At 63.6% G+C, this 21207-nt stretch carries 18 protein-coding genes; 15 read left to right on the top strand and 3 right to left on the bottom strand.

Features of this window, described 5'->3' with window-relative positions:
- Positions 1 to 17 precede the first annotated feature (17 nt).
- Entirely contained in the window at positions 18 to 959 is a 942-nt protein-coding gene (locus tag NGM28_RS11060; RefSeq protein WP_011532389.1) for an AEC family transporter, read from the bottom strand.
- A gap of 189 nt (positions 960 to 1148) precedes the next feature.
- On the opposite strand from NGM28_RS11060, the gene NGM28_RS11065 reads away from it, so the two are divergent.
- On the top strand, positions 1149 to 2780 hold the full coding sequence (locus NGM28_RS11065; RefSeq protein ID WP_252090143.1) for a phospholipase: 1632 nt from the start codon (positions 1149 to 1151) through the stop codon (positions 2778 to 2780).
- 14 nt (positions 2781 to 2794) lie between these two features.
- A complete protein-coding gene (locus NGM28_RS11070) occupies positions 2795 to 2983 on the top strand; it encodes a hypothetical protein (RefSeq protein WP_240065600.1) in 189 nt (62 codons plus the stop codon).
- 104 nt (positions 2984 to 3087) lie between these two features.
- On the opposite strand, the gene NGM28_RS11075 is transcribed toward NGM28_RS11070, so the two are convergent.
- Positions 3088 to 3648, bottom strand: a complete 561-nt coding sequence (locus NGM28_RS11075) for a response regulator transcription factor (RefSeq protein WP_194789012.1) — start codon at positions 3646 to 3648, stop codon at positions 3088 to 3090.
- Positions 3648 to 4904, bottom strand: coding sequence for an ATP-binding protein (locus tag NGM28_RS11080; protein WP_011532385.1), 1257 nt, complete (start codon positions 4902 to 4904; stop codon positions 3648 to 3650). The genes NGM28_RS11075 and NGM28_RS11080 overlap by 1 nt, the downstream gene beginning before the upstream one ends.
- Positions 4905 to 5254: 350 nt before the next feature.
- Between NGM28_RS11080 and NGM28_RS11085 the strand changes: the two genes are divergently transcribed.
- From NGM28_RS11085 to NGM28_RS11145, 13 genes are all read left to right on the top strand, one after another.
- Positions 5255 to 5974, top strand: coding sequence for an SIMPL domain-containing protein (locus tag NGM28_RS11085; protein WP_240065599.1), 720 nt, complete (start codon positions 5255 to 5257; stop codon positions 5972 to 5974).
- Between the two features lie 312 nt (positions 5975 to 6286).
- Complete coding sequence (locus NGM28_RS11090) at positions 6287 to 7912, top strand: ABC transporter substrate-binding protein (protein ID WP_240065598.1); 1626 nt, start codon at positions 6287 to 6289, stop codon at positions 7910 to 7912.
- A 211-nt stretch (positions 7913 to 8123) separates the two neighbouring features.
- Positions 8124 to 9716, top strand: a complete 1593-nt coding sequence (locus tag NGM28_RS11095) for an ABC transporter substrate-binding protein (RefSeq protein WP_252090144.1) — start codon at positions 8124 to 8126, stop codon at positions 9714 to 9716.
- 163 nt (positions 9717 to 9879) lie between these two features.
- Positions 9880 to 11259 (top strand): OprD family porin, encoded by a 1380-nt coding sequence (locus NGM28_RS11100; protein ID WP_252090145.1) that lies wholly within the window; start codon positions 9880 to 9882, stop codon positions 11257 to 11259.
- 72 nt (positions 11260 to 11331) lie between these two features.
- Positions 11332 to 12927 (top strand): ABC transporter substrate-binding protein, encoded by a 1596-nt coding sequence (locus NGM28_RS11105; RefSeq protein WP_252090146.1) that lies wholly within the window; start codon positions 11332 to 11334, stop codon positions 12925 to 12927.
- 76 nt (positions 12928 to 13003) lie between these two features.
- Positions 13004 to 14014 carry an ABC transporter permease subunit gene (locus NGM28_RS11110; RefSeq protein ID WP_011532379.1) on the top strand — a complete coding sequence of 337 codons (1011 nt, stop codon included), beginning with the start codon at positions 13004 to 13006 and terminating at the stop codon, positions 14012 to 14014.
- Between the two features lie 10 nt (positions 14015 to 14024).
- Positions 14025 to 14951 carry an ABC transporter permease subunit gene (locus NGM28_RS11115; RefSeq protein ID WP_011532378.1) on the top strand — a complete coding sequence of 309 codons (927 nt, stop codon included), beginning with the start codon at positions 14025 to 14027 and terminating at the stop codon, positions 14949 to 14951.
- A 10-nt stretch (positions 14952 to 14961) separates the two neighbouring features.
- Positions 14962 to 15930: an ABC transporter ATP-binding protein gene (locus tag NGM28_RS11120; RefSeq protein ID WP_240065594.1), complete on the top strand. Its 969-nt coding sequence runs from the start codon at positions 14962 to 14964 to the stop codon at positions 15928 to 15930.
- Positions 15930 to 16898, top strand: a complete 969-nt coding sequence (locus NGM28_RS11125) for a peptide ABC transporter ATP-binding protein (RefSeq protein WP_240065593.1) — start codon at positions 15930 to 15932, stop codon at positions 16896 to 16898. The genes NGM28_RS11120 and NGM28_RS11125 overlap by 1 nt, the downstream gene beginning before the upstream one ends.
- Positions 16899 to 17270: 372 nt before the next feature.
- A complete protein-coding gene (locus NGM28_RS11130) occupies positions 17271 to 18080 on the top strand; it encodes a helix-turn-helix domain-containing protein (protein WP_252090147.1) in 810 nt (269 codons plus the stop codon).
- Between the two features lie 65 nt (positions 18081 to 18145).
- Positions 18146 to 19552, top strand: coding sequence for an NAD(P)/FAD-dependent oxidoreductase (locus NGM28_RS11135; RefSeq protein ID WP_252090149.1), 1407 nt, complete (start codon positions 18146 to 18148; stop codon positions 19550 to 19552).
- Between the two features lie 34 nt (positions 19553 to 19586).
- The gene (locus NGM28_RS11140; RefSeq protein ID WP_252090150.1) at positions 19587 to 19928 is read left to right on the top strand and encodes a cupin domain-containing protein; all 342 of its coding nucleotides are present in this window, start codon (positions 19587 to 19589) and stop codon (positions 19926 to 19928) included.
- A gap of 52 nt (positions 19929 to 19980) precedes the next feature.
- Complete coding sequence (locus NGM28_RS11145; protein WP_252090151.1) at positions 19981 to 21060, top strand: polyamine ABC transporter substrate-binding protein; 1080 nt, start codon at positions 19981 to 19983, stop codon at positions 21058 to 21060.
- Positions 21061 to 21207: the final 147 nt, after the last annotated feature.

Raw genomic sequence — 21207 nt, forward strand, 5'->3', positions numbered from 1 at the left:
TTGCTTGCTGTCATGGGCTAGATCCATCCACCCCATTGCAAGAAGAAAATACCGATGTTCGTGGTGATCGCCGCCATCAAGGTGGTGATCACGATGATCGACGCAGCCAGTTCGTGGTTGCCATTGGCCGCCCGCGCCATCACATAACTGGCCGCCGCGGTAGGGCTGCCGATGTAGAGGAACAGGATGCCCAGTTCCGCGCCACGGAAGCCACACAACCAGGCGCCCAGCGTCCCCAGCAGTGGCAGCCAGACCATTTTCACCAGGCTGACGTCGAACGCCAGCCGGCCACTGTCGCGCAGCGCCGCCATCGACAAGGTGCCGCCGATGCAGATCAGCGCCAGCGGCAGGGTCATCTGCGCCAGGTAGTCGCCCGAGGTCAGCAGCCAATTGGGCAGCGGCACCTGGCCATAGGCCATGGGCGTGGCCAGCAGCACGCTGATGATCAACGGGTTGCTGAGGATGCTCTTGCAGATGCTCCATGGGTCGGACTTCAGGTCCGGGCTGTACACCGCCAGCACCACGGCCGACAGCGAGTTGTACATGAGGATCACCAGGCCGGCCAGTACCGCGCCGAGGGATATACCGTAGTCGCCATACAGGCTGGCCGCCAGTGCCAAGCCGATCACGCCATTGTTGCCGCGAAACGCGCCTTGCGTGTAGATGCCCCGGTCTGCCGGTGGGCAGCGCCAGATCGCCAGGCACCAGGCCAGGCCGAAGCACACCAGTGTGGCGGCGATGAAGTAAAGGATCACCCCGGGCTTGACCGCCGTTGCCAGGTCGGCGTGGTAGATGCCGAGGAACAGCAGCGCCGGCATGCACACGTTGAACACCAGCGTCGAAGCGACCTTGTTGAAGTTGTCGTCGATCAAGCGGATGCGCTTGAGCAGCACGCCCATGAACAGCATGGCGAACACAGGTGCCGTGATGTTCAGTGTCTGGATGAGAAGGGCGAGCATGCAGCGCGATCCTGAGGGTATTCGTCAGGGGAGCAATCATACGTCAGTGCCAGGGGCTTGCGCCCGCCGCAGGTGCCGGTTACCCGCACAAACAGACCTTGACGTAGGAAAAATCCAGCATATAGTGAATTTTACTGTATATACATACAGTATAAAAATGGACAATTCCAAGATTGCAAGGAGCAAATCATGTCAGGCATGCAAACCCCGCCTGCGGCCCTTCAGGCCCAGGCCAGCTTGGTGGTCGCCGACCTCGACCAGCTATTCGACACGCAAGGCATCGCCCTCCCAGGCCCGGACAGCCATCTGGTGCTGGTGATGCACGGGCACCACACACTCAAGTACCACCGCTTTGCCGTACCGCCCGCGCCCCCCAAGCGTGGCCCGGAACTGTTCTTTGAAGGCGCGGAACACACCGCCATCGGCGACAACACCCTGCTGCGCTTCGAGGCCGGGCAAGCCGGCATCCCCGCCCACCAGTCGCCGCTGCCCTTGCCCAACGGCCTGAGCCTGACCTACGGCCAGGTGATCGCCCTGGGCGGTGATTTCTACGGCGTGCCCGAGCGCCCGATCGCCGATGGTGCCAACGAGGCCGAACGCCTCGAACGCTTCACCCAGGCCTTCGACGCCCTCGCTCGCCTGCCTGCGGCCAAAAGCGAAGCCGAATCGATCCTGGCCGTCATGCAGGAAGAGATCAGCGCCGCCAACCAGGCCATCAAGGATGGCCGCCAACCTCACGAGGCCTATGACGCGCTGGGCGACACCCTCTCGGCGCGCTGGAATCGCATCACCGGCGGCGGCAGCTTCGCCTCCGACCTGTTCCCCCTGGGCCGCTACCTGAAACTGGCCGCCAGCAACTGGGACCATTTCGGCCCCTGGGCCCTGCTCGCCTATCAAGCGGGTCACGCCTGCGCCCTGCTGCAAGCCGTGAAGGCGCACGCCAGCGGCAACGAGCGCGACCTGCAACTGGCCTATGCGATGAATGCCTTCGCCGACCACTTCCTCACCGACCTGTTTTCCGCCGGCCACCTGCGGGTGCCGCGCAAGGCACTGGCCGACGCCGTCACCCCCAGCGACGTCGGCTCGTTGATCGCGCGCTTCATGCACGACGAGGACAGCAAGTACGGCCTGGCCGTGCGCAACGCCGAGGGCGAGCAATGGCGCGCCTATGGCGACAAGCGCTACTTCGACACGGTCGACGTGGCCAACCGTCGCCAGGTCGGGCGCGCCGTGCAGCGCTCGGCCGACGAAGTGTTCCAGGCCTTCGTCGACGGCCGCGTGCCGCTGGCCAAGGATTACGCCGCCCTGCGCCTGGTGCCGGACCTGCGTGCCGCCGAGCAGGACCTGGTGCCCGGCAACTTCGCCCCGCTGTACTTCAATGACGGCAAGACCGTGCTGCGGCGCAAGGACGTCAACGACCTCAATGACCGCAACCGCACCGCCGACTGGTGGGGTTGGAGCACCTACCTGCTGCTCAAGGACTACAAGCCGAACAAGCCCACGGGCTACATCGAGGCGCCGACCGGGTCACCGGCGATCATCGCCAATGCCTGGCAGCGCCGCGAGCCCGATGGCCTCAACTGGCAGCGCGGCAATGCCGTGCGCTATGCCTTCAGCGTGACCGAACAGCTCAACGAGTCCTACATCGGCCCGTGGAGCACCTATGCCGAACTGACCGATCAGTTCCATCCGACCGTGCAGGTGCCGGTGGACGTCAAGCAGCGCGGGCGCAACCTGTTCCGCCAGTTCCGCGGCGGCTCGCCGGAACTGATCGCCAGCCTCGACGGCAAGGCAACCACCTACATCGATCGCAACGCGTGACAAGGAGGTCACAGATGAACATCAGGATCAAACTGGAGCTGGCTTCGGGCCAGTCGTTGGAAGGCATGCCGCTGGAGTTGCTGCGTGCAGGCAAGGTGATTGGCCGGAGCAAGGTGCCGGCGGGAGGACAGGTAGCGTTCGAGGCACCGGCGGGTACCGGACAATTAGCGGTGCGCGTTGACCGGTCGGGGGTGAAAGCCTGACAGAAGGCGGGGCCGCTTGGCGGCCCTTTCGCCGGCAAGCCGGCTCCTACGCGTAATCGTCCAAACGGCCATATCCCGTAGGAGCCGGCTTGCCGGCGAACCTGTCAGCGACGAACCGGGCGCTTCTGCAACTTGCGCTGCAGGGTGCGCCGGTGCATCCCCAGCGCTCGCGCCGTGGCGGAGATATTGCCTTCGTGCTCACCCAGTACGCGCTGGATGTGCTCCCACTGCAGGCGATCCACCGACATCGGGTTTTCCGGCACCAGGGTGTCCAGGTCGGTGTGCTCCGAGAGCAACGCTGCCAGCACGTCGTCGGCGTCGGCCGGCTTGCACAGGTAGTTGCAGGCACCGCGCTTGACCGCCTCGACCGCCGTGGCGATGCTCGAGTAGCCGGTCAGGATCACCACGCGCATCTCCGGGTCCAGCTCCAGCAGCTTGGGCAACAGCACCAGGCCCGAGTCCCCCTCCATCTTCAGGTCCAGCGTGGCGTAGTCCGGCAGGTCCTGCTCGGCCAGCTTCAAGCCCTCTTCGGCGGAACCCGCGGTGCTCACGCGGAACCCGCGACGGGCCATGGCTCGTGCCATCACTCGGGTAAAGGTGGCGTCGTCGTCCACCAGCAGCAGGTGCGGCAGCTCTTCGCCTTCAACCTGGTTTTCTTCGCTCATCATGCATCTCCTCGCTTGCCATGGGGCAGGCGCAATTCGGTCAGGGTGCCACCCTGCTCATGACTATAGAGTTTCACCGAACCGCCCGCACGCGTCACGCTGGCCTTGCTCAAGAACAGGCCCAGGCCGAAGCCTTTGCCCTTGGTGGTAATGAAAGGTTTGCCGATGGCTTCGGCGATGGCCGGCGGTACGCCCGGGCCATGGTCGCGGATGCTGATGACGATGTCGTGGGCGTCCCAATCCAGGCGCACCTCCAGATCGTCGGGGCAGGCATCGGCGGCATTGTTCAACAGGTTCAGCAGGGCCTGGGTCAGGTCCGGTGGCGGCGTCAGCCGCGGCACCACGCCGTCGCGCAAGCGCTGGAAGCGGTAGCTGGCCTCCGGGCGCATCAGGTGCCAGCGATTGAGCGCTTCATCGAGCCAGGCGGTGACGTCCTGCTCGACGATAGCCAGGCGCCGGTTGGCCTCGGCGGCGCGCACCAGTTGCTGCAGGGTTTCCTTGCACAGCTTGACCTGGTCCTGAAGGATCTGCAGGTCTTCCTGCAACAAGGGGTCGGCGTGATCCTGGCGCATCTCGTTGAGCAGCACGCTCATGGTCGCCAGCGGGGTGCCCAGTTCATGGGCGGCGCCAGCGGCCTGGGTGGCCACTGCCAACAATTGTTCGTCGCGCAGGCTTTCTTCACGCCGCTCGGCGCGCAGGTTCTCCTGCTGGCGCAGTTCCTCGGCCATGCGTGCGGCGAAGAAGGTGATCACCCCTGCGGCCAAGGCGATGCTCAGCCACATGCCATAGACCTGCATGGTGTCGCGCGCCAGTGGCAGGGTTTCCAGCGGGTAGTACTGCACCAGCAACAGGCTGTAGGCCACCAGGGCGATACCTGACAGCACCAGCGAGTAGATCCACGGCAGCGTGACCGCGGCGATCGCCAGCGGCACCAGGTAATAGGAGACGAAGGGGTTGGTCGAGCCTCCCGAGTAATACAGCAGGGCACTGTGGATCAGCAGGTCACAGGCCAGTTGCAGGGCGTACTCGAGCTCGGTGACCGGCAACGACAGGCGCAGGCGCAGGGCGGTGAAGGCACACAGCAGTGACGACAGGGCCAGAGTCACCGCCAGCGAGAACCACGGTAGTGGCAGCAGTTCGGTCCAGTAGGCCACGCCCACCGAGCCGGCCTGGGCCGCCAGGACGAGGATGCGGATGAAGGTCAGGCGCCAGAGGTTCTGGCGTGTAGCGGACAGCGGATGTGCGGCGGCGAGCATGAGCTCTCCCGATGAGTGCTCCAGGAAAATCGGCTGGAGTATACCGAAGCCAGGCGCCTCGCTGCAGCAATGCGGCAAAGCGCCACAGGAGCAGCTTCGAGCTTTGAGCTGCAAGCTGCAAGCTGCAAGCTGCAAGCTGCAAGCTGCAAGCTGCAAGCTGCAAGCTTGTCTCGATGGTTTCAGGCTCCTCTACTCGATTGCAGCTTGCTGGAAACTGTCCTGAATAATTTCACATACTTTCTTGCAGCTTGTGGCTTGCAGCTTTGAACTGCCTAAACTGATGCCGGTCTGATCGGCCATGCGTGGGATGAAGATCGTTCCGCGCTTTATATATTGCCAAGGAGTTCCACATGCACATTTCCCGTCGCAGCAAAGCCTTCGCCCTGTCCTGCGGCATGCTTGCCAGCTTGCCCGCCCTGGCGGCCGACGAGCCACGCTACAACCAGGTTTCGCTGCGCGCCGAAGTCAGCAAGGAAGTGGCACGCGACCTGATGGTCGTGACGCTGTACAGCGAATCGCAAAACAGTGATCCGGGCAAGCTGGCCAAGGAGATCACCGAGACCATGAACAAGGCGGTGCAGCAGGCACGCCAGGCCAAGGAGGTGAAGATCAGCCAGGGCAGCCGCAACAGCTACCCGATCTACGACACCAAGGGCCAGAAGATCACCGGCTGGCGCGAGCGCGCCGAGCTGCGCCTGGAGAGCGCCGACTTCCCGGCCCTGTCCAAACTGACCGGCGAGCTGCTACAGGACCTGAAGATGGGCGGCATGGATTTCTCCATCGCCCCCGCCACCCGCAAGAGCAATGAAGACGAGCTGCTCAAGGATGCCGTCGCGGCATTCAAGGCACGTGCCCAGCTGGCCACCGAGGCGCTGGGCGGCAAAGGCTACAAGGTGGTCAGCCTGAACCTGAACAGCAGCGGCTACCCGCGCCCGTACCTGCGCAATGCACCGATGGCGATGATGGCCAAGGGCGCCGCCGATGAAGCCGCGCCGGCACCCGATATCGAAGCCGGCACCAGTGAAGTCAGCATGAGTGCCGATGGCCTGATCGAAGTCCAGGTGCCTTGACCCCTCCAGTTGGATGTCCGAGGCGGCCAAGACCGTCTCGGACAGTAGTTTCAGCCCTTTCCTACGCCCCAATCGGGTGCATCTGCTTGTCATTTTTGGTTCGAAACATCTAGAAATTAACGCTCCAAACGACTGCGCAAACGATCAACATTCGCCAAAGTTATATGGATGCGACATCCATGTACGTCCGTCCCACATTTTTGCCGCCAACCATCCCGCTGAGTGTTGCATTGGGAATGGCCCCTGCATAAGTATCCGCAGGTCGGCTCACGAGGCCGCCTCAATTCGAAAAATGACAACAATGAGGCCACCATGCTCAAACACGCAGTCCTCCCGTTCCTGGTCAGTGCAGGCTTGCTAGCCGGCGCTCCGTCCGCCTTCGCCGCGACCAACCTGGTGTTCTGCTCAGAAGGCAGCCCGGCCGGTTTCGACCCTGGCCAGTACACCACCGGGACCGACTTTGACGCCTCCGCCGAAACCATCTTCAACCGCCTGACCCAATTCGAGCGTGGCGGTACCGCAGTGATCCCGGGGCTGGCCACCAAGTGGGAAGTGTCCGACGACGGCAAGACGTACACCTTCCACCTGCGCGACGGCGTGAAGTTCCATACCACCGAGTACTTCAAGCCCACCCGTGAATTCAACGCCGACGACGTGCTGTTCACCTTCAACCGCATGCTCGACAAGAACCACCCCTTCCGCAAGGCCTACCCCACCGAGTTCCCTTACTTCACCGACATGGGCATGGACAAGAACATCGCCAAGGTCGAGAAGGTCGATGACCACACCGTGCGTTTCGCCCTCAACGAAGTGGACGCCGCGTTCATCCAGAACCTCGCCATGAGCTTCGCCTCCATCCAGTCCGCCGAATACGCCGACCAGTTGCTCAAGGAAGGCAAGGCCGCCGATATCAACCAGAAGCCCATCGGCACCGGCCCGTTCGTGTTCAGCAAGTACCAGAAGGACGCGCAGATCCGCTACAAGGGCAACAAGGACTACTGGAAGCCCGAGGACGTGAAGATCGACAACCTGATCTTCGCCATCAGCACCGACGCCTCGGTGCGTATGCAGAAGCTCAAGAAGAACGAGTGCCAGGTCACCCTGTTCCCGCGCCCTGCCGACATCAAGCCGCTGAAAGAAGACCCGAAGCTGAAGATGCCTGACCAGGCCGGCTTCAACCTCGGCTACATCGCCTACAACGTGATGGACAAGGTCAAGGGCAGCAACGAGCCCAACCCGCTGTCGCAACTCAAGGTGCGCGAAGCGCTGGACATGGCGGTGAACAAGCCGCAGATCATCGAGTCGGTCTATCAAGGCGCCGGCCAGCTGGCCGTCAACGCCATGCCTCCCACTCAATGGTCCTACGACACCACGATCAAGGACGCCAAGTACGACCCTGAGAAAGCGAAGCAGCTGCTCAAGGAAGCCGGCATCAAGGAAGGCACCGAGATCACCCTGTGGGCGATGCCGGTGCAGCGCCCGTACAACCCCAACGCCAAGCTGATGGCCGAGATGCTGCAATCGGACTGGGCCAAGGTCGGCATCAAGGCCAAGATCGTCAGCTACGAGTGGGGCGAGTACATCAAGCGTTCCAAAGGCGGCGAGCAGGGCGCCATGCTGATCGGCTGGAGCGGCGACAATGGTGACCCGGACAACTGGCTGGGCACCCTCTACGGCTGCGATGCAATGGACGGCAACAACTTCTCCAAGTGGTGCTACAAGCCGTACGACGACCTGATCAAGCAGGCCAAGGCCACCCCTGACCAGGCCAAGCGCACCGAGCTGTACAAGCAGGCGCAACACATCCTCAAGGAGCAGGTGCCGATCACCCCGATCGCCCACTCCACCGTGTATCAGCCCATGAGCACGAAAGTGAAGGACTTCAAGATCAGCCCCTTCGGCCTGAACTCCTTCTACGGGGTAAGCGTGGACAACTAACGGCCGTGACCGTCCTGCCGGAACATTCGGCAGGACGGTGACACGACCGGGTGATACGTAGGGCAATTCCCTAGCGCTCACCGGACAGCTCCCGCTCACTTATCAGTATCTGACTCTGGTTCCCGCATTCTGGCGCTTCTATCGTCAGGGCCGGGACGTTGCAGCCGCGTTTTGCCTGTCGCGGCCGAAATACACGGACAAAGGATCTGCCATGCGCCTCACTACATTGAGTTCCACCCTGCTCGCCCTCGGCCTGCTGAGCCAGGCACCGCTCGTCGCGGCCAACAACCTGGTGTTCTGTTCCGAGGGCAGCCCGGCCGGTTTCGACACCGCCCAGTACACGGCGGCCACCGACAACGACGCCGCCGAACCGATCTACAACCGCCTCGTCGAGTTCGAACGTGGCGGCACTGCTGTTCAGCCAGGCCTGGCCACCGATTGGCAGGTCTCGGAAGATGGCCTGAAGTACACCTTCCACCTGCGCCCGGGTGTGAAGTTCCACGCCAACAAGGACTTCAAGCCCACCCGCGACTTCAACGCCGACGACGTGCTGTTCACCTTCAACCGCATGCTCGACAAGGACCAGCCCTTCCGCAAAGCCTACCCCACCGAGTTCCCCTACTTCGTCAGCATGGGGCTGGACAAGAACATCGCCAAGGTCGAGAAGACCGCCCCGCTCACCGTGGTATTCACGCTCAACAAGGTCGATGCCGCGTTCCTGCAGAACATCGCCATGGCCTTCGCCTCGATCCTCTCCGCCGAGTACGCCGAGCACCTGCTGGCCAGCGGCAAGCCCAGCGATATCAACCAGAAACCGATCGGCACCGGCCCGTTCGTGTTCCAGCGCTACCAGAAGGACTCGCAGATTCGCTACAAGGGCAACAAGGACTACTGGGCCCCGGATCGGGTGAAGATCGACAACCTGGTGTTCTCCATCAACGTCGACCCGTCGGTACGCATCCAGAAGCTGCGCCGCAACGAGTGCCAGATCACCCTGCACCCACGCCCGGCCGACCTGCCCGCGCTCAAGCAGGACGACAAGCTGCAGGTGATGACGCAACCCGGCTTCAACCTCGGCTACATCGCCTACAACACCCAGCACCCACCGTTCGACCGAGTCGAAGTGCGCCAGGCCATGGACATGGCGGTGAACAAGCAAGCGATCATCCAGGCGGTCTATCAGGACGCCGGCCAACCCGCGGTCAATGCCATGCCGCCCACGCAGTGGTCCTACGACACCTCGCTCAAGGACGCCAAGTACGACCCGGAAAAAGCCAAGCAACTGCTCAAGCAGGCCGGTGTCAAGGAAGGCACCGAGATCACCCTGTGGGCCATGCCGGTGCAGCGCCCCTACAACCCCAACGCCAAGCTGATGGCCGAAATGCTGCAGTCTGACTGGAGCAAGCTCGGCTTCAAGGTCCGCATCGTCAGCTACGAGTGGGGCGAGTACCTCAAGCGCATGAAAAACGGCGAGCACGACATCGCCCTGATCGGCTGGACCGGCGACAACGGTGACCCGGACAACTGGCTGGGCACCCTCTACAGCTGCGGCGCCATCGGCAGCAACAACTACTCGCTGTGGTGCGACCCGCAGTACGACGCGCTGGTCAACAAGGCCAAGCAGGTCACCGACCGTGAACAGCGCACTGCCCTCTACCAACAGGCCCAGCAACGCCTCAAGCAACAGGTGCCGATCACCCCGGTGGCCCATTCCACGGTCAACCAGCCACTGAGCATCGGCGTGAAAGATTTCAAGGTCAGCCCCTTCGGACGCAACGTATTTTCCGGCGTCAGCATCGATTGACCCTGCACCGCGCGGCCGGGGGTGAGACCCACCCCCGCGCCCGCGTGCAGCCCGGATTTGCCTGGTGACCCCAAGGCAAACATTGCAGTACCGCAGCACCGCAGCACGCCCGGCCCACAAGGCCTGGGTGATAACTAAAAAAAATATAAAGGGAGCTTTAATCTTGAGACGTTTCACACTCACCGCATTAGCCTTGTCCGTCGGCGCCTTCAGCGCCCTGGCCCTGGCCGAACCCGCCAGCCAGGACTTCGTTCCGGTCACGCTCAAGTCGAGCAGCGAGCAGGCCGAGAGCAAAGGCTTCATCGACGGCCAGAGCCTGTCCGGCAGCACCCGCAACTGGTATGCCCACGAACGCGCCACCCGCGCGCCGCTGTGGAAGTACTACAAGGGCGACGGCACCCAACACGACACCCACAGCCGTAACAACTGGGTGCAAGGCACCATCCTCAACTACAGCTCGGGCTTCACCGAAGGCACCGTGGGCTTCGCCGTCGAGGCCGCGGCCTACAACGCCATCGCCCTCGAACGCGGCCGCGCCGCCGTGGCCGGGCCGAACAACCGCACGCTCACCCACAGCGACGGCGATGTCATCGGCCAGTGGAGCAAGATGGGCCTGGGTAACGTGAAGGCGCGCGTCTCCAACACCACGCTGACCGTCGGCCGCCAGTCGGTCGACACGCCCATGATCGCCTACATCGGCAACCGTGCCCTGCCCTCGAGTTTCCAGGGTGCGTTCCTGCACAGCGCCGAGTTCGACAACCTGTCGTTCGACCTGGGCACCTTCGACCGCGTCTCGCCGCGTACCGAACAGAGCCTGAGCAAGTTCCGCAGCGAATACACGGCCAAGCGCGTGGAAACTGACCGCGCCAGCACCGTCGGTATCAACTACCAGCCGCTCAAGAGCCTGACCACCAGCTTCTACGCCACCCAGGTCGAAGATTTCTGGAACCAGTACTACGTCGGCGCCAACCATGTGCTGGGTGACAGCGCGGTGCTGAGCCTGACCACCGGTCTGAACTACTACAAGACCGTGGACGAAGGCAGCAAGAAGATGGGCGAGATCGACAACGACACCTACAGCCTGTCGTTTGGCCTGACCCACCAGGCCCACACGCTCAGCGCCTCCTGGCAGCAGGTCAACGGCAACGAGTACTTCGACTACCTGCATGAAACCAACGGCATCTACCTGGCCAACTCCCTGCTGTCGGACTTCAACGGCCCGAACGAGAAATCCCTGCAGATCAGCTACGTGCTGAACATGGCGCCGTACGGTGTGCCGGGCCTCAAGTTCAACCTGTACAACGCTCGCGGCTGGGGCATCGATGGCACCCACTACAAGGGCACGATGTACGACGTCAAAGGCCTGGACGGCGAAACCCACTACGAGTGGGGCTTCGGTACCAGCTACGCGATACAGAGCGGCCCGCTGAAGGATACCGCCATTCGCGCCACCTACACCGCCCACCGCGCCAGCAAGGCCCAGGGCGATGGCAGCCTGGACGAGTTCCGCCTGGTCACCACCATTCCGTTCAACATCCTCTGACCGTTGGCGCCACGGCCCGATTAACAACGGGCCGTGGCGGCTACGCTGGAACATTGACTGCAGGGAGGTTCCATGAAATCGCTACCGCTACGCGCTGCCCTGGCAGCGGTCATCCTGGGCGCGGCGTCAAACCTGGCGGCCAAGCCGCTGGTGGTGTGCACCGAGGCGAGCCCAGAGGGCTTCGACATCGTCCAGTACACCACCGCCGTCACCGCCGACGCCACCGCCGAGGCCATCTTCAATCGCCTGGTCGACTTCAAGCCCGGCACCACCGAGATCCAGCCGGCCCTGGCCAAGAGCTGGGACGTCAGCCCCGACGGGCTGGTCTACACCTTCCACCTGCGTGAAGGTGTCAAGTTCCACACCACCGACTACTTCACCCCGACCCGCGACTTCAACGCCGACGACGTGCTGTGGAGCCTGAACCGCCAATTGCGGCCCGACCACCCGTGGCATGACAAGACCAGCATCGGCTTCCCCTATTTCGAGAGCATGGCCTTCAAGGACCTGCTCAAGTCGGTGGAAAAGACCGACGACCATACCGTGGTGATCACCCTCACCCGCCCGGAAGCCCCCTTCCTGCGCGACATGGCCATGGCCTTCACCTCGATCTATTCCGCCGAATACGGCGACCAGCTGCTCAAGGCCGGCAAGACCGCCGACCTGAACAGCAAGCCGATCGGCACCGGGCCGTTCATTTTCCAGCGCTACAACAAGGACGCCCAGGTCCGTTACAAGCCGAACCCGGACTACTTCCGCGGCAAGCCACCGGCCGACGCGCTGATCTTCGCCATCGCCACCGACAGCAACGTGCGCCTGCAGAAGCTGCGCGCCAACGAATGCCAGGTCGCCCTGTACCCCAAGCCTGACGACGTGCCGGGCATCAAGACCGACCCAAAACTCAAGGTCGCCGAGATCGAGGCGCTGGTCACCGGCTACATCTCGATGAACACCCAGCACAAGTACCTGAGCGATGTGCGCGTGCGCAAGGCGATCAACATGGCCTTCGACCGCCAGACCCACGTCGACCAGCTGTTCGGCAAGGGCAACGCGCTGCCCGGCGTCAACCCGTACCCACCGACCATGATCGGCTACAACACCGACAACAAGAACCCGCCCCATGACCTGGACAAGGCCCGCGCCCTGCTCAAAGAAGCCGGTGTGCCGGAAGGTACCGTGATCACCCTGTTCACCCGCAACGGCGGTGGCCCGACCAACCCCAACCCGCGCCTGTCCGCAGAAATGCTCCAGTCCGACCTGGCCAAGATCGGCATCAAGCTCGACATTCGCGTGATGGAATGGGCCGAAATGCTGCGCCGCGCCAAGAAAGGCGAAGCCGACCTGGTGTCGGCGGGTTGGGCCGGCGACAACGGCGACCCGGACAACTTCCTCACACCCATGCTCAGCTGCGATGCCGTCAAGAGCGGCGAGAACTATGCACGCTGGTGCAACCAGAAGTTCCAGGACCTGATCACCCGGGCCCGCGAAGTGATCGACAACGATGAACGCGCCAGGCTCTATAACGAGGCGTTGGCGGTGTACGATGAAGACCAGCCCTGGATCAGCATGGCCCACCCGAAAATGTTCACCGCCATGCGCGAGAACGTCGAGGGCTATGTGATCAACCCACTGACCAACAACAACTTCGCCACCACCAAGGTGAAGTAGAACAACAACAACTGCCGCCGGCGCCTCACGAGGGCCCGGCGGCACCGCCGTTCCGGCTGATGAGGTACCCCCGACAATGTTGAGTTTTATTGCCCGACGCCTGGGTCTGCTGATCCCGACTTTCTTCGGTATCACCCTGCTGACCTTCGCGCTCATACGCCTGATCCCCGGCGACCCCGTCGAAGTGATGATGGGCGAACGCCGGGTCGACCCCGAAATGCACGCCCAGGCCATGGAGCGCCTGGGCCTGAACAAACCGCTGCCGGCCCAGTACCTGGACTATGTCGGCAAGCTTGCCCAGGGCGACCTGGGTGAATCCCTGCGCACCCGTGAAAGCGTATGGAACGAATTCCTCACCCTGTTCCCGGCAACGCTGGAGCTGGCCATGGCCGCCCTGCTGTTCGCCGGTGTCATCGGCCTGCTGGCTGGGGTGATCGCCGCGCTCAAGCGCGGCTCGCTGTTCGACCATGGGGTGATGGGCATCTCGCTGGCCGGCTACTCCATGCCGATCTTCTGGTGGGGCCTGATCCTGATCATGTTCTTCTCCGTGAGCCTCGGCTGGACGCCGGTGTCCGGGCGCATCGACCTGCTCTACGACATCGAACCCAAGACCGGTTTCATGCTCATCGACACCCTGCTCAGTGACGAAGAGGGCGCGTTCAAGGATGCGGTGATGCACCTGATCCTGCCGGCCATCGTGCTGGGCACCATCCCGCTGGCGGTGATCGCCCGCATGACCCGCTCGTCGATGCTCGAAGTGCTGCGCGAGGACTACATCCGCACCGCCCGCGCCAAAGGCCTGTCGCCGTCGCGCGTGGTGTTCATCCATGGCTTGCGCAACGCGCTGATCCCGGTGCTGACCGTGTTCGGCCTGCAGGTCGGCACGCTGCTGGCCGGCGCCGTGCTCACCGAAACCATCTTCTCCTGGCCGGGCATCGGCAAATGGCTGATCGAAGCCATCGGCGCCCGTGACTACCCCGTGGTCCAGAACGGCATCCTGCTGATTGCCTGCCTGGTGATCCTGGTCAACTTCGTCGTGGATATCCTCTACGGCCTGGTCAACCCACGCATCCGTCATCAGCGCTGAGGCTCCCGTCATGACTAGCCCGATTCCGAAATCCGTGACCCCGTCCAGCGCGGTCGACCAGAGCTTGCTCTACCCCTCGCCCTACAAAGAATTCTGGCAGGCCTTCTCGCGCAACAAAGGCGCGGTGGCCGGCCTGGCCTTCATGATCCTGGTGGTGTTCTGCGCCCTGTTCGCGCCCTGGGTGGCGCCGCACAACCCCAGCGAGCAATACCGCGACTTCCTGCTCACCCCGCCGGTGTGGCTGGAAGGCGGCACCTGGCAGTTCATCCTGGGGACCGACGAGCTGGGCCGCGACCTGCTCTCGCGGCTGATCCAGGGCGCGCGCCTGTCGCTGCTGATTGGTTTGTCGTCGGTGGTGATGTCGCTGATCCCGGGGATTCTGCTCGGCCTGTTCGCCGGCTTCTTCCCGCGCCTGCTCGGCCCTTCGATCATGCGCCTGATGGACGTGATGCTGGCCCTGCCGTCGCTGCTGCTGGCCGTGGCCATCGTCGCCATCCTCGGCCCTGGCCTGATCAACACCGTGATCGCCATCGCCATCGTCTCGCTGCCGTCGTATGTGCGCCTGACCCGTGCCGCCGTGATGGGCGAGCTGAACCGTGACTACGTCACCGCCGCACGCCTGGCCGGCGCCGGCCTGCCGCGCCTGATGTTCGTCACCGTGCTGCCCAACTGCATGGCACCGCTGATCGTGCAGGCCACGCTGAGCTTCTCCTCGGCCATTCTCGACGCCGCCGCCCTGGGCTTCCTGGGGTTGGGCGTGCAGCCGCCAACCCCCGAGTGGGGCACCATGCTGGCCTCGGCCCGCGACTACATCGAGCGCGCCTGGTGGGTGGTGAGCCTGCCCGGCCTGACCATCTTGCTCAGTGTGCTGGCAATCAACCTGATGGGCGACGGCCTGCGCGACGCGCTGGACCCGAAACTCAAGAACGCCGCCTGAGGAGAACGCCATGTCACTGTTGCAGATCAACAACCTGAACGTGCGCTTCGGCGACGCCAATGCCATCCCTGTCGTGGACGGCCTCGACCTCGCCGTGGAGGCCGGCGAGATCCTCGCCATCGTCGGCGAGTCCGGTTCCGGCAAGTCGGTCACCATGATGGCCCTGATGGGCCTGATCGACGCACCCGGCCGTATCACCGCCGATGTGCTCAACTTCGATGGCATCGACATGCTCAAGCTCAGCGGCCGCCAGCGCCGCAAGGTGGTGGGCAAGGACATCGCCATGGTCTTCCAGGACCCGATGACCGCGCTCAACCCCAGCTACACCGTGGGCTACCAGATCGAGGAAGTGCTGCGCCAGCACCTCGGGCTCAAGGGCAAGGCCGCACGCCAGCGTGCCCTGGAGCTGCTGAAGAAAGTCGAGATTCCGGCCGCTGAAAGCCGCCTGGACGCTTACCCGCACCAACTGTCCGGCGGCATGAGCCAACGGGTGGCGATCGCCATGGCCATCGCCGGTGAACCGAAGCTGCTGATCGCCGACGAACCGACCACCGCCCTCGATGTGACCATCCAGGCACAGATCATGGAGCTGCTGGTCAACCTGCAGAAAGAGCGCAACATGGCGCTCATTCTCATCACCCACGACCTGGCCGTGGTCGCCGAGACTGCCAAGCGCGTGTGTGTGATGTATGCGGGCCAGGCCGTCGAGGTAGGCCAGGTACCCGAGCTGTTCGACATCCCCGCCCACCCGTATAGCGAAGCGCTGCTGGCGGCCATCCCCGAGCACAGCATCGGTGCCGAGCGCCTGGCCACCCTGCCCGGCATCGTCCCCGGTCGTTACGACCGCCCGCAAGGCTGCCTGCTGTCGCCGCGCTGCCCGTACGTGCAGGAAAACTGCCGTCGCCAGCGCCCGGCCCTCGATCCCCAGGCCCATAGCCTGGTGCGTTGCTTCTATCCGCTGAACCAGGAGGTGGCGTGATGACCGTCGTTCTATCCGCCCGTGAGCTGACCCGCCACTACGAAGTCTCCCGCGGCCTGTTCAAGGGCCATGCGCTGGTACGCGCGCTCAATGGCGTATCGTTCGAACTGGAGGCCGGCAAGACCCTGGCCGTGGTCGGCGAGTCCGGCTGCGGCAAGTCCACCCTGGCCCGCGCGCTGACGCTGATCGAGGAGCCCTCCTCCGGCTCGCTGCAGATCGCCGGCCACGAGGTCAAGGGCGCCAGCAAGGACCAGCGCAAGCAACTGCGCCGCGACGTGCAGATGGTGTTCCAGAGCCCCTACGCGTCGCTCAACCCGCGGCAGAAGATCGGCGACCAGCTTGCCGAACCGCTGCTGATCAACACCTCGCTGAGCAAGGCCGAACGCCGCGAGAAAGTGCAGAAGATGATGGAGCAGGTGGGCCTGCGCCCCGAGCACTACCAGCGCTATCCGCACATGTTCTCCGGTGGCCAGCGCCAGCGTATCGCCCTGGCCCGGGCGATGATGCTGCAGCCCAAGGTACTGGTGGCGGACGAACCGACTTCCGCCCTCGACGTGTCGATCCAGGCCCAGGTGCTGAACCTGTTCATGGACCTGCAAAAGGAGTTCAACACCGCCTACGTGTTCATCTCCCACAACCTGGCGGTGGTGCGCCATGTGGCGGACCAGGTGCTGGTGATGTACCTGGGCCGGCCGGCGGAGATGGGGCCGAAGGAGGATATCTACGAGAAGCCGCTGCATCCGTACACGCAAGCGCTGCTGTCGGCGACCCCGGCGATCCACCCGGATCCGCTGAAGCCGAAGATCCGCATTGCCGGTGAGCTGCCCAACCCGTTGAATCCGCCGGATGGTTGCGCGTTCCATAAACGCTGCCCGCATGCCACCGAGCGTTGCGCCAAGGAAGTGCCGGCGTTGCGCCAGGTGAGTACGCGGCAGGTGGCCTGTCACTACGCCGAGCAATTTCTTTAGGCTTTAGAAAGCTGGGGCTGCTTCGCAGCCCTTTCGCGGCACAAGGCCGCTCCTACAGGGAATCGCGTTGCCCTGTAGGAGCGGCCTTGTGCCGCGAAAGGGCCGTGTAGCGGCCCCAGGATCTCAATGCATGAAGAACCAGATCAGGATGATCACCGGGATCGGCACCCCAATCATCCACAGCAGTATCGAGCGCATGGCCGTTCTCCTCGTTCAGTGTTGAACAAAAGAAATGCAGCGGCCATGCCAGCTGTATCGAAAAATTACATATATAAGAATCAAAGCGTTAGCCGGTAACCGCTTGGCGAAGCCGTGCAAAATGCCAGATCCACGCCCTTGCGCCTGGGTTTTCTGCAATGCACTATCAGGCCCATGACCGCCACACCTCTCCCCGACGGCCCCGGGCAAACCCCGCTCACCGCCGACACCGTCATGCGCTACCACCTGTGCTGGAAGCATCGCGACCTCGACGGGGTAATGGCGCTCTACCATCCGGATATCCAATACCACGATTTTTTCCAGAACCGCGTGCTCGGCTTCGACGACTTGCGCGACTACGTGCGCGCCTGCCTGCCCCATGAGGCTGGCGAGGACATCGTCCACAGCGACCGCATCCGCGTCGACGGCTGCACCGCGTTCATCCAGTACCAGGTCACGGTTCAAGGTGGCGACGGGTTGGCGGCATTCCAGTCCAGTGAAGCGATCACGGTCAAGGATGGGCTGATCTGGCGGGTCAACGAGTACGCCACGCTGGTGCGCCAGGGAAGCAGCGCCAGCCATCCGGGGGGGCCGCGCCCGGCCACCAGCAGGCTAGGCCTGTCACCACGCCAACTGTCGACCATGGCCCAGGACCTGGAGCACTACTTCCAGGGCCTGCGCCCCTACCTCGACCCGGAGCTGGACCTGCAGCAGGTCGCCGATGCAAGCGGCTACAGCCGCAACCAGATCTCCTACCTGCTCAACCAGGTGCTGGGGCAGAGCTTCTACCGCTACGTCAACCAGGCGCGCCTGCAACACCTGATGACCAGCCTGGGCGACGGCAGCGTACGCACGCCCATCGACGAACTGGCGTTCAACGCCGGTTTCAACTCGCTGTCTGCCTTCTACAAGTGCTTTCGCGAGCACACCGGACTCTCGCCAAAGGCGTATCTCAAGCAAATTTCCCTGCGTGCACGCACGTAAGACAGCCCTCCCCACGCTTCACTAGGATCGCCCACAGACCTTTACCGGATGTGGAGCCCGCCCCGATGCAACCCCTGCGCACGATCAGCCTGTGGATGGACCAGCTCGACGAGCCGCTGTGCGCGCGCCCGGCCCTGCGCACCGATCTGGACATCGACGTGTGCATCATTGGCGCCGGCTACACCGGCCTGTGGACCGCCTATTACCTCAAGCGCCAGGCACCCCAGCTCAATATCGTGGTGATCGAAGCCAACATTGCCGGCTTCGGCGCGTCCGGCCGCAATGGCGGCTGGCTGATGGGCAACCTGCTGGGCGAGGACCGCCTGCTCGCCACCCTCTCTCCACAACAGCGTCAGGAAAGTATCAACCTGCTGCATGGCATCCCTGACGAAGTCCACAACGTGCTCCTGCGCGAAGGCATCGACTGCGACTACCGCAAAGGTGGCGTGTTGTATTGCGCGGCCCGTTACCCGGAGCAGGAGCGCAGCCTGCGCGCCTGGCTCGACGACCTCTACCGCCAGGGCATGAGCGAAGACGACTACCGCTGGCTGCGCCCCGAACAACTGGATGCCCAGTTGAAGGTGAGCAACCCCTACGGCGCCATCTACAGCCCCCATGTCGCCACGATCCAGCCGGCCAAGCTGGTGCGCGGCCTGGCCCGTACGGTCGAGGCCATGGGCGTGCCGATCTATGAGAACACTCCGGCCATCGACTGGCAGACCGGCGAAGTGCGCACCCCGCTGGCACGCATCCGCAGCCATTGGGTGGTGCCCGCCGTCGAAGGCTACGCCGCCAGCCTGCCACCGCTCGGGCGTCACCAGTTGCCGGTGCAGAGCCTGCTGGTGGCCACCGAACCGCTGCCCGAGTCGACCTGGGAACAGATCGGCCTGGGCCAGGGCCAGGCCTTCAGCGAAAGCAGCCGCCAGGTCACCTACGGCCAGCGCAGCGCCGACAACCGCCTGGTGTTCGGTGCCCGTGGCGGCTACCGCTTCGGTGGCCGCTTGCGCGAGGACTTCACCCTCACCGACAACGAAGTCGAGCTGCGCCGCTACCTGTTCGGCGAACTGTTCCCGCAGCTCAAGCACGTGCGCATCACCCATTCCTGGGGCGGCAACCTGGGCATGGCCCGACGCTTCCGCCCGCACATGCTGTGCGACCGGCAACGCGGCATCGCCTTGTCCGGTGGCTACGGCGGCGAAGGCGTCGGCGCCACCAACCTGGGCGGGCGCACCCTCGCCTCGTTGATCCTGGGCCAGCACAACGAGCTGACCGCCCAACCCTGGGTACACGACAACCGTCCGCTGTCGAGCCTGGCCAGTTGGCCACCCGAGCCCTGCCGCTGGCTGGGCTACAACGCGATCATCCAGAGCTTCATCCACGAGGACCGGACCCTCGCCAACCCGGCCAGCGCCCCTTGGCGGCGGCGCCTGGCCAGCGGGTTGGCCGACTTCATGGAAGGCTTCATGCACTGACTTCCCTTCATCACCACAGAGGATTCCTCCGGTCATGCGCATCACCCAGTTCAAGCACACCGACAGCGCCATCCTGGACAGCTCCAACCCGGTCGCCGTGCCCCTGGGCGAGCCGGTCGCGGTCACCTCGGTCACCTGCGTCGAACGCAGCGACGGTGTCGAGACCGGTATCTGGGAGTGCACCCCAGGCCGCTGGCGACGGCAAATCGTGCAGCAGGAGTTCTGCCATTTCATCAAGGGCCGCTGCACCTTCACCCCCGACGGTGGCGAGCCGCTTGTCATAGAAGCCGGAGACGCACTGATGCTACCGGCCAACAGCCTCGGCACCTGGGATATCCAGGAGACCGTGCGCAAGACCTACGTACTGATTTTCTGATCCGCTGATCGCCTGCCTTCGATAACAACAGACAAAGCAAGGTAACCCCGACATGCGCACGCTCCTTCTCGCTCCCCTGATGCTGGCCGCAAGCGTTGCCGGCGCCTCCGACTCGGTGAAGATCTACAACTGGTCGAGCTACATTGCCCCGGATACGCTGAAGAACTTCCAGCAGGCCAGCGGCATCGTGCCGACCTACGACGTGTTCGACAGCAACGAGACCCTCGATGGCAAGCTGATGACCGGCAATTCCGGCTACGACGTGGTGTTCCCCTCCAACCATTTCATGGCCCGGCAGATCCAGGGCAAGGCCCTGAAGCAACTGGACAAGTCGCAGTTGCCGAACTGGAAGAACCTCAATCCGGTGCTGCTCAAGGCGCTGGAGGTGAATGACCCGGGTAACCAGTACGGTTTCCCTTACCTGTGGGGCAGCACCGGCATCGGCTACAACATCGACAAGGTCAAGGCGGTGCTCGGTGAAAACGCGCCCATCGACTCGTGGGACCTGTTCTTCAAACCCGAGTACCTCTCCAAACTCAAGCGCTGCGGTGTGGCGGTGCTGGACAACGGCCCCGAGCTGCTGCCAATTGCCCTGCACTATCTAGGGTTGCCACACCACAGCCAGAACCCGGCCGACTACGACAAGGCCAAGGCGCTGTTGATGAAAGTGCGGCCTTACATCAGCTACTTCCATTCGTCGAAGTACACCGGCGACCTGGCCAATGGCGATGTGTGCCTGGTGGTGGGCTTCTCGGGCGATGTGCTGCAAGCGAAGAACCGCGCCGAAGAGGCGAAGAACGGGGTGAAGGTGGGGTACTCGATTCCGAAGGAAGGCGCGCCGATGTGGTTCGACATGGTGGCCATGCCGGCCGATGCGCCCAACGAGAAGGCGGGCTATGCCTACATGAACTACCTGCTGCAACCTGAGGTGATGGCGGGGATCAGCAATTTCGTGCAGTACGCCAATGGCAACCAGCAGGCTGACGCGCTGGTGGACCCGGCGATGAAGGGCAACACGATGATCTACCCAAGCGAAGACGTGATGGGCAAGCTGTATGCGCTGGAGGCGATGCCGGCGAAGATCGACCGCATTCGTACGCGGATCTGGACCAGTATAAAAGCGGGAAATTAACTGCGGGATTTACGCTTACCCCTGTAGGAGCGGCCTTGAGCCGCGAAAGGGCTGCGTAGCGGCCCCGGGATTCAGTGTTCAACAAAGATCGCCGGGGCCGCTTTGCGGCCCTTTCGCGGCTCAAGGCCGCTCCTACAGGGTCAGGTG

The sequence above is a fragment of the Pseudomonas sp. MWU13-3659 genome, from assembly GCF_023757525.1.
Taxonomy (GTDB): Bacteria; Pseudomonadota; Gammaproteobacteria; order Pseudomonadales; family Pseudomonadaceae; genus Aquipseudomonas; species Aquipseudomonas entomophila_E.

What these genes read in the sequence shown, in the direction of transcription:
- NGM28_RS11060 (WP_011532389.1), bottom strand. Translation starts at nt 959, where the DNA reads ATGCTCGCCCTTCTCATCCAGACACTGAACATCACGGCACCTGTGTTC.
- NGM28_RS11065 (WP_252090143.1), top strand. Translation starts at nt 1,149, where the DNA reads ATGTCAGGCATGCAAACCCCGCCTGCGGCCCTTCAGGCCCAGGCCAGC.
- NGM28_RS11070 (WP_240065600.1), top strand. Translation starts at nt 2,795, where the DNA reads ATGAACATCAGGATCAAACTGGAGCTGGCTTCGGGCCAGTCGTTGGAA.
- NGM28_RS11075 (WP_194789012.1), bottom strand. Translation starts at nt 3,648, where the DNA reads ATGAGCGAAGAAAACCAGGTTGAAGGCGAAGAGCTGCCGCACCTGCTG.
- NGM28_RS11080 (WP_011532385.1), bottom strand. Translation starts at nt 4,904, where the DNA reads ATGCTCGCCGCCGCACATCCGCTGTCCGCTACACGCCAGAACCTCTGG.
- NGM28_RS11085 (WP_240065599.1), top strand. Translation starts at nt 5,255, where the DNA reads ATGCACATTTCCCGTCGCAGCAAAGCCTTCGCCCTGTCCTGCGGCATG.
- NGM28_RS11090 (WP_240065598.1), top strand. Translation starts at nt 6,287, where the DNA reads ATGCTCAAACACGCAGTCCTCCCGTTCCTGGTCAGTGCAGGCTTGCTA.
- NGM28_RS11095 (WP_252090144.1), top strand. Translation starts at nt 8,124, where the DNA reads ATGCGCCTCACTACATTGAGTTCCACCCTGCTCGCCCTCGGCCTGCTG.
- NGM28_RS11105 (WP_252090146.1), top strand. Translation starts at nt 11,332, where the DNA reads ATGAAATCGCTACCGCTACGCGCTGCCCTGGCAGCGGTCATCCTGGGC.
- NGM28_RS11110 (WP_011532379.1), top strand. Translation starts at nt 13,004, where the DNA reads ATGTTGAGTTTTATTGCCCGACGCCTGGGTCTGCTGATCCCGACTTTC.
- NGM28_RS11115 (WP_011532378.1), top strand. Translation starts at nt 14,025, where the DNA reads ATGACTAGCCCGATTCCGAAATCCGTGACCCCGTCCAGCGCGGTCGAC.
- NGM28_RS11120 (WP_240065594.1), top strand. Translation starts at nt 14,962, where the DNA reads ATGTCACTGTTGCAGATCAACAACCTGAACGTGCGCTTCGGCGACGCC.
- NGM28_RS11125 (WP_240065593.1), top strand. Translation starts at nt 15,930, where the DNA reads ATGACCGTCGTTCTATCCGCCCGTGAGCTGACCCGCCACTACGAAGTC.
- NGM28_RS11130 (WP_252090147.1), top strand. Translation starts at nt 17,271, where the DNA reads ATGACCGCCACACCTCTCCCCGACGGCCCCGGGCAAACCCCGCTCACC.
- NGM28_RS11135 (WP_252090149.1), top strand. Translation starts at nt 18,146, where the DNA reads ATGCAACCCCTGCGCACGATCAGCCTGTGGATGGACCAGCTCGACGAG.
- NGM28_RS11140 (WP_252090150.1), top strand. Translation starts at nt 19,587, where the DNA reads ATGCGCATCACCCAGTTCAAGCACACCGACAGCGCCATCCTGGACAGC.
- NGM28_RS11145 (WP_252090151.1), top strand. Translation starts at nt 19,981, where the DNA reads ATGCGCACGCTCCTTCTCGCTCCCCTGATGCTGGCCGCAAGCGTTGCC.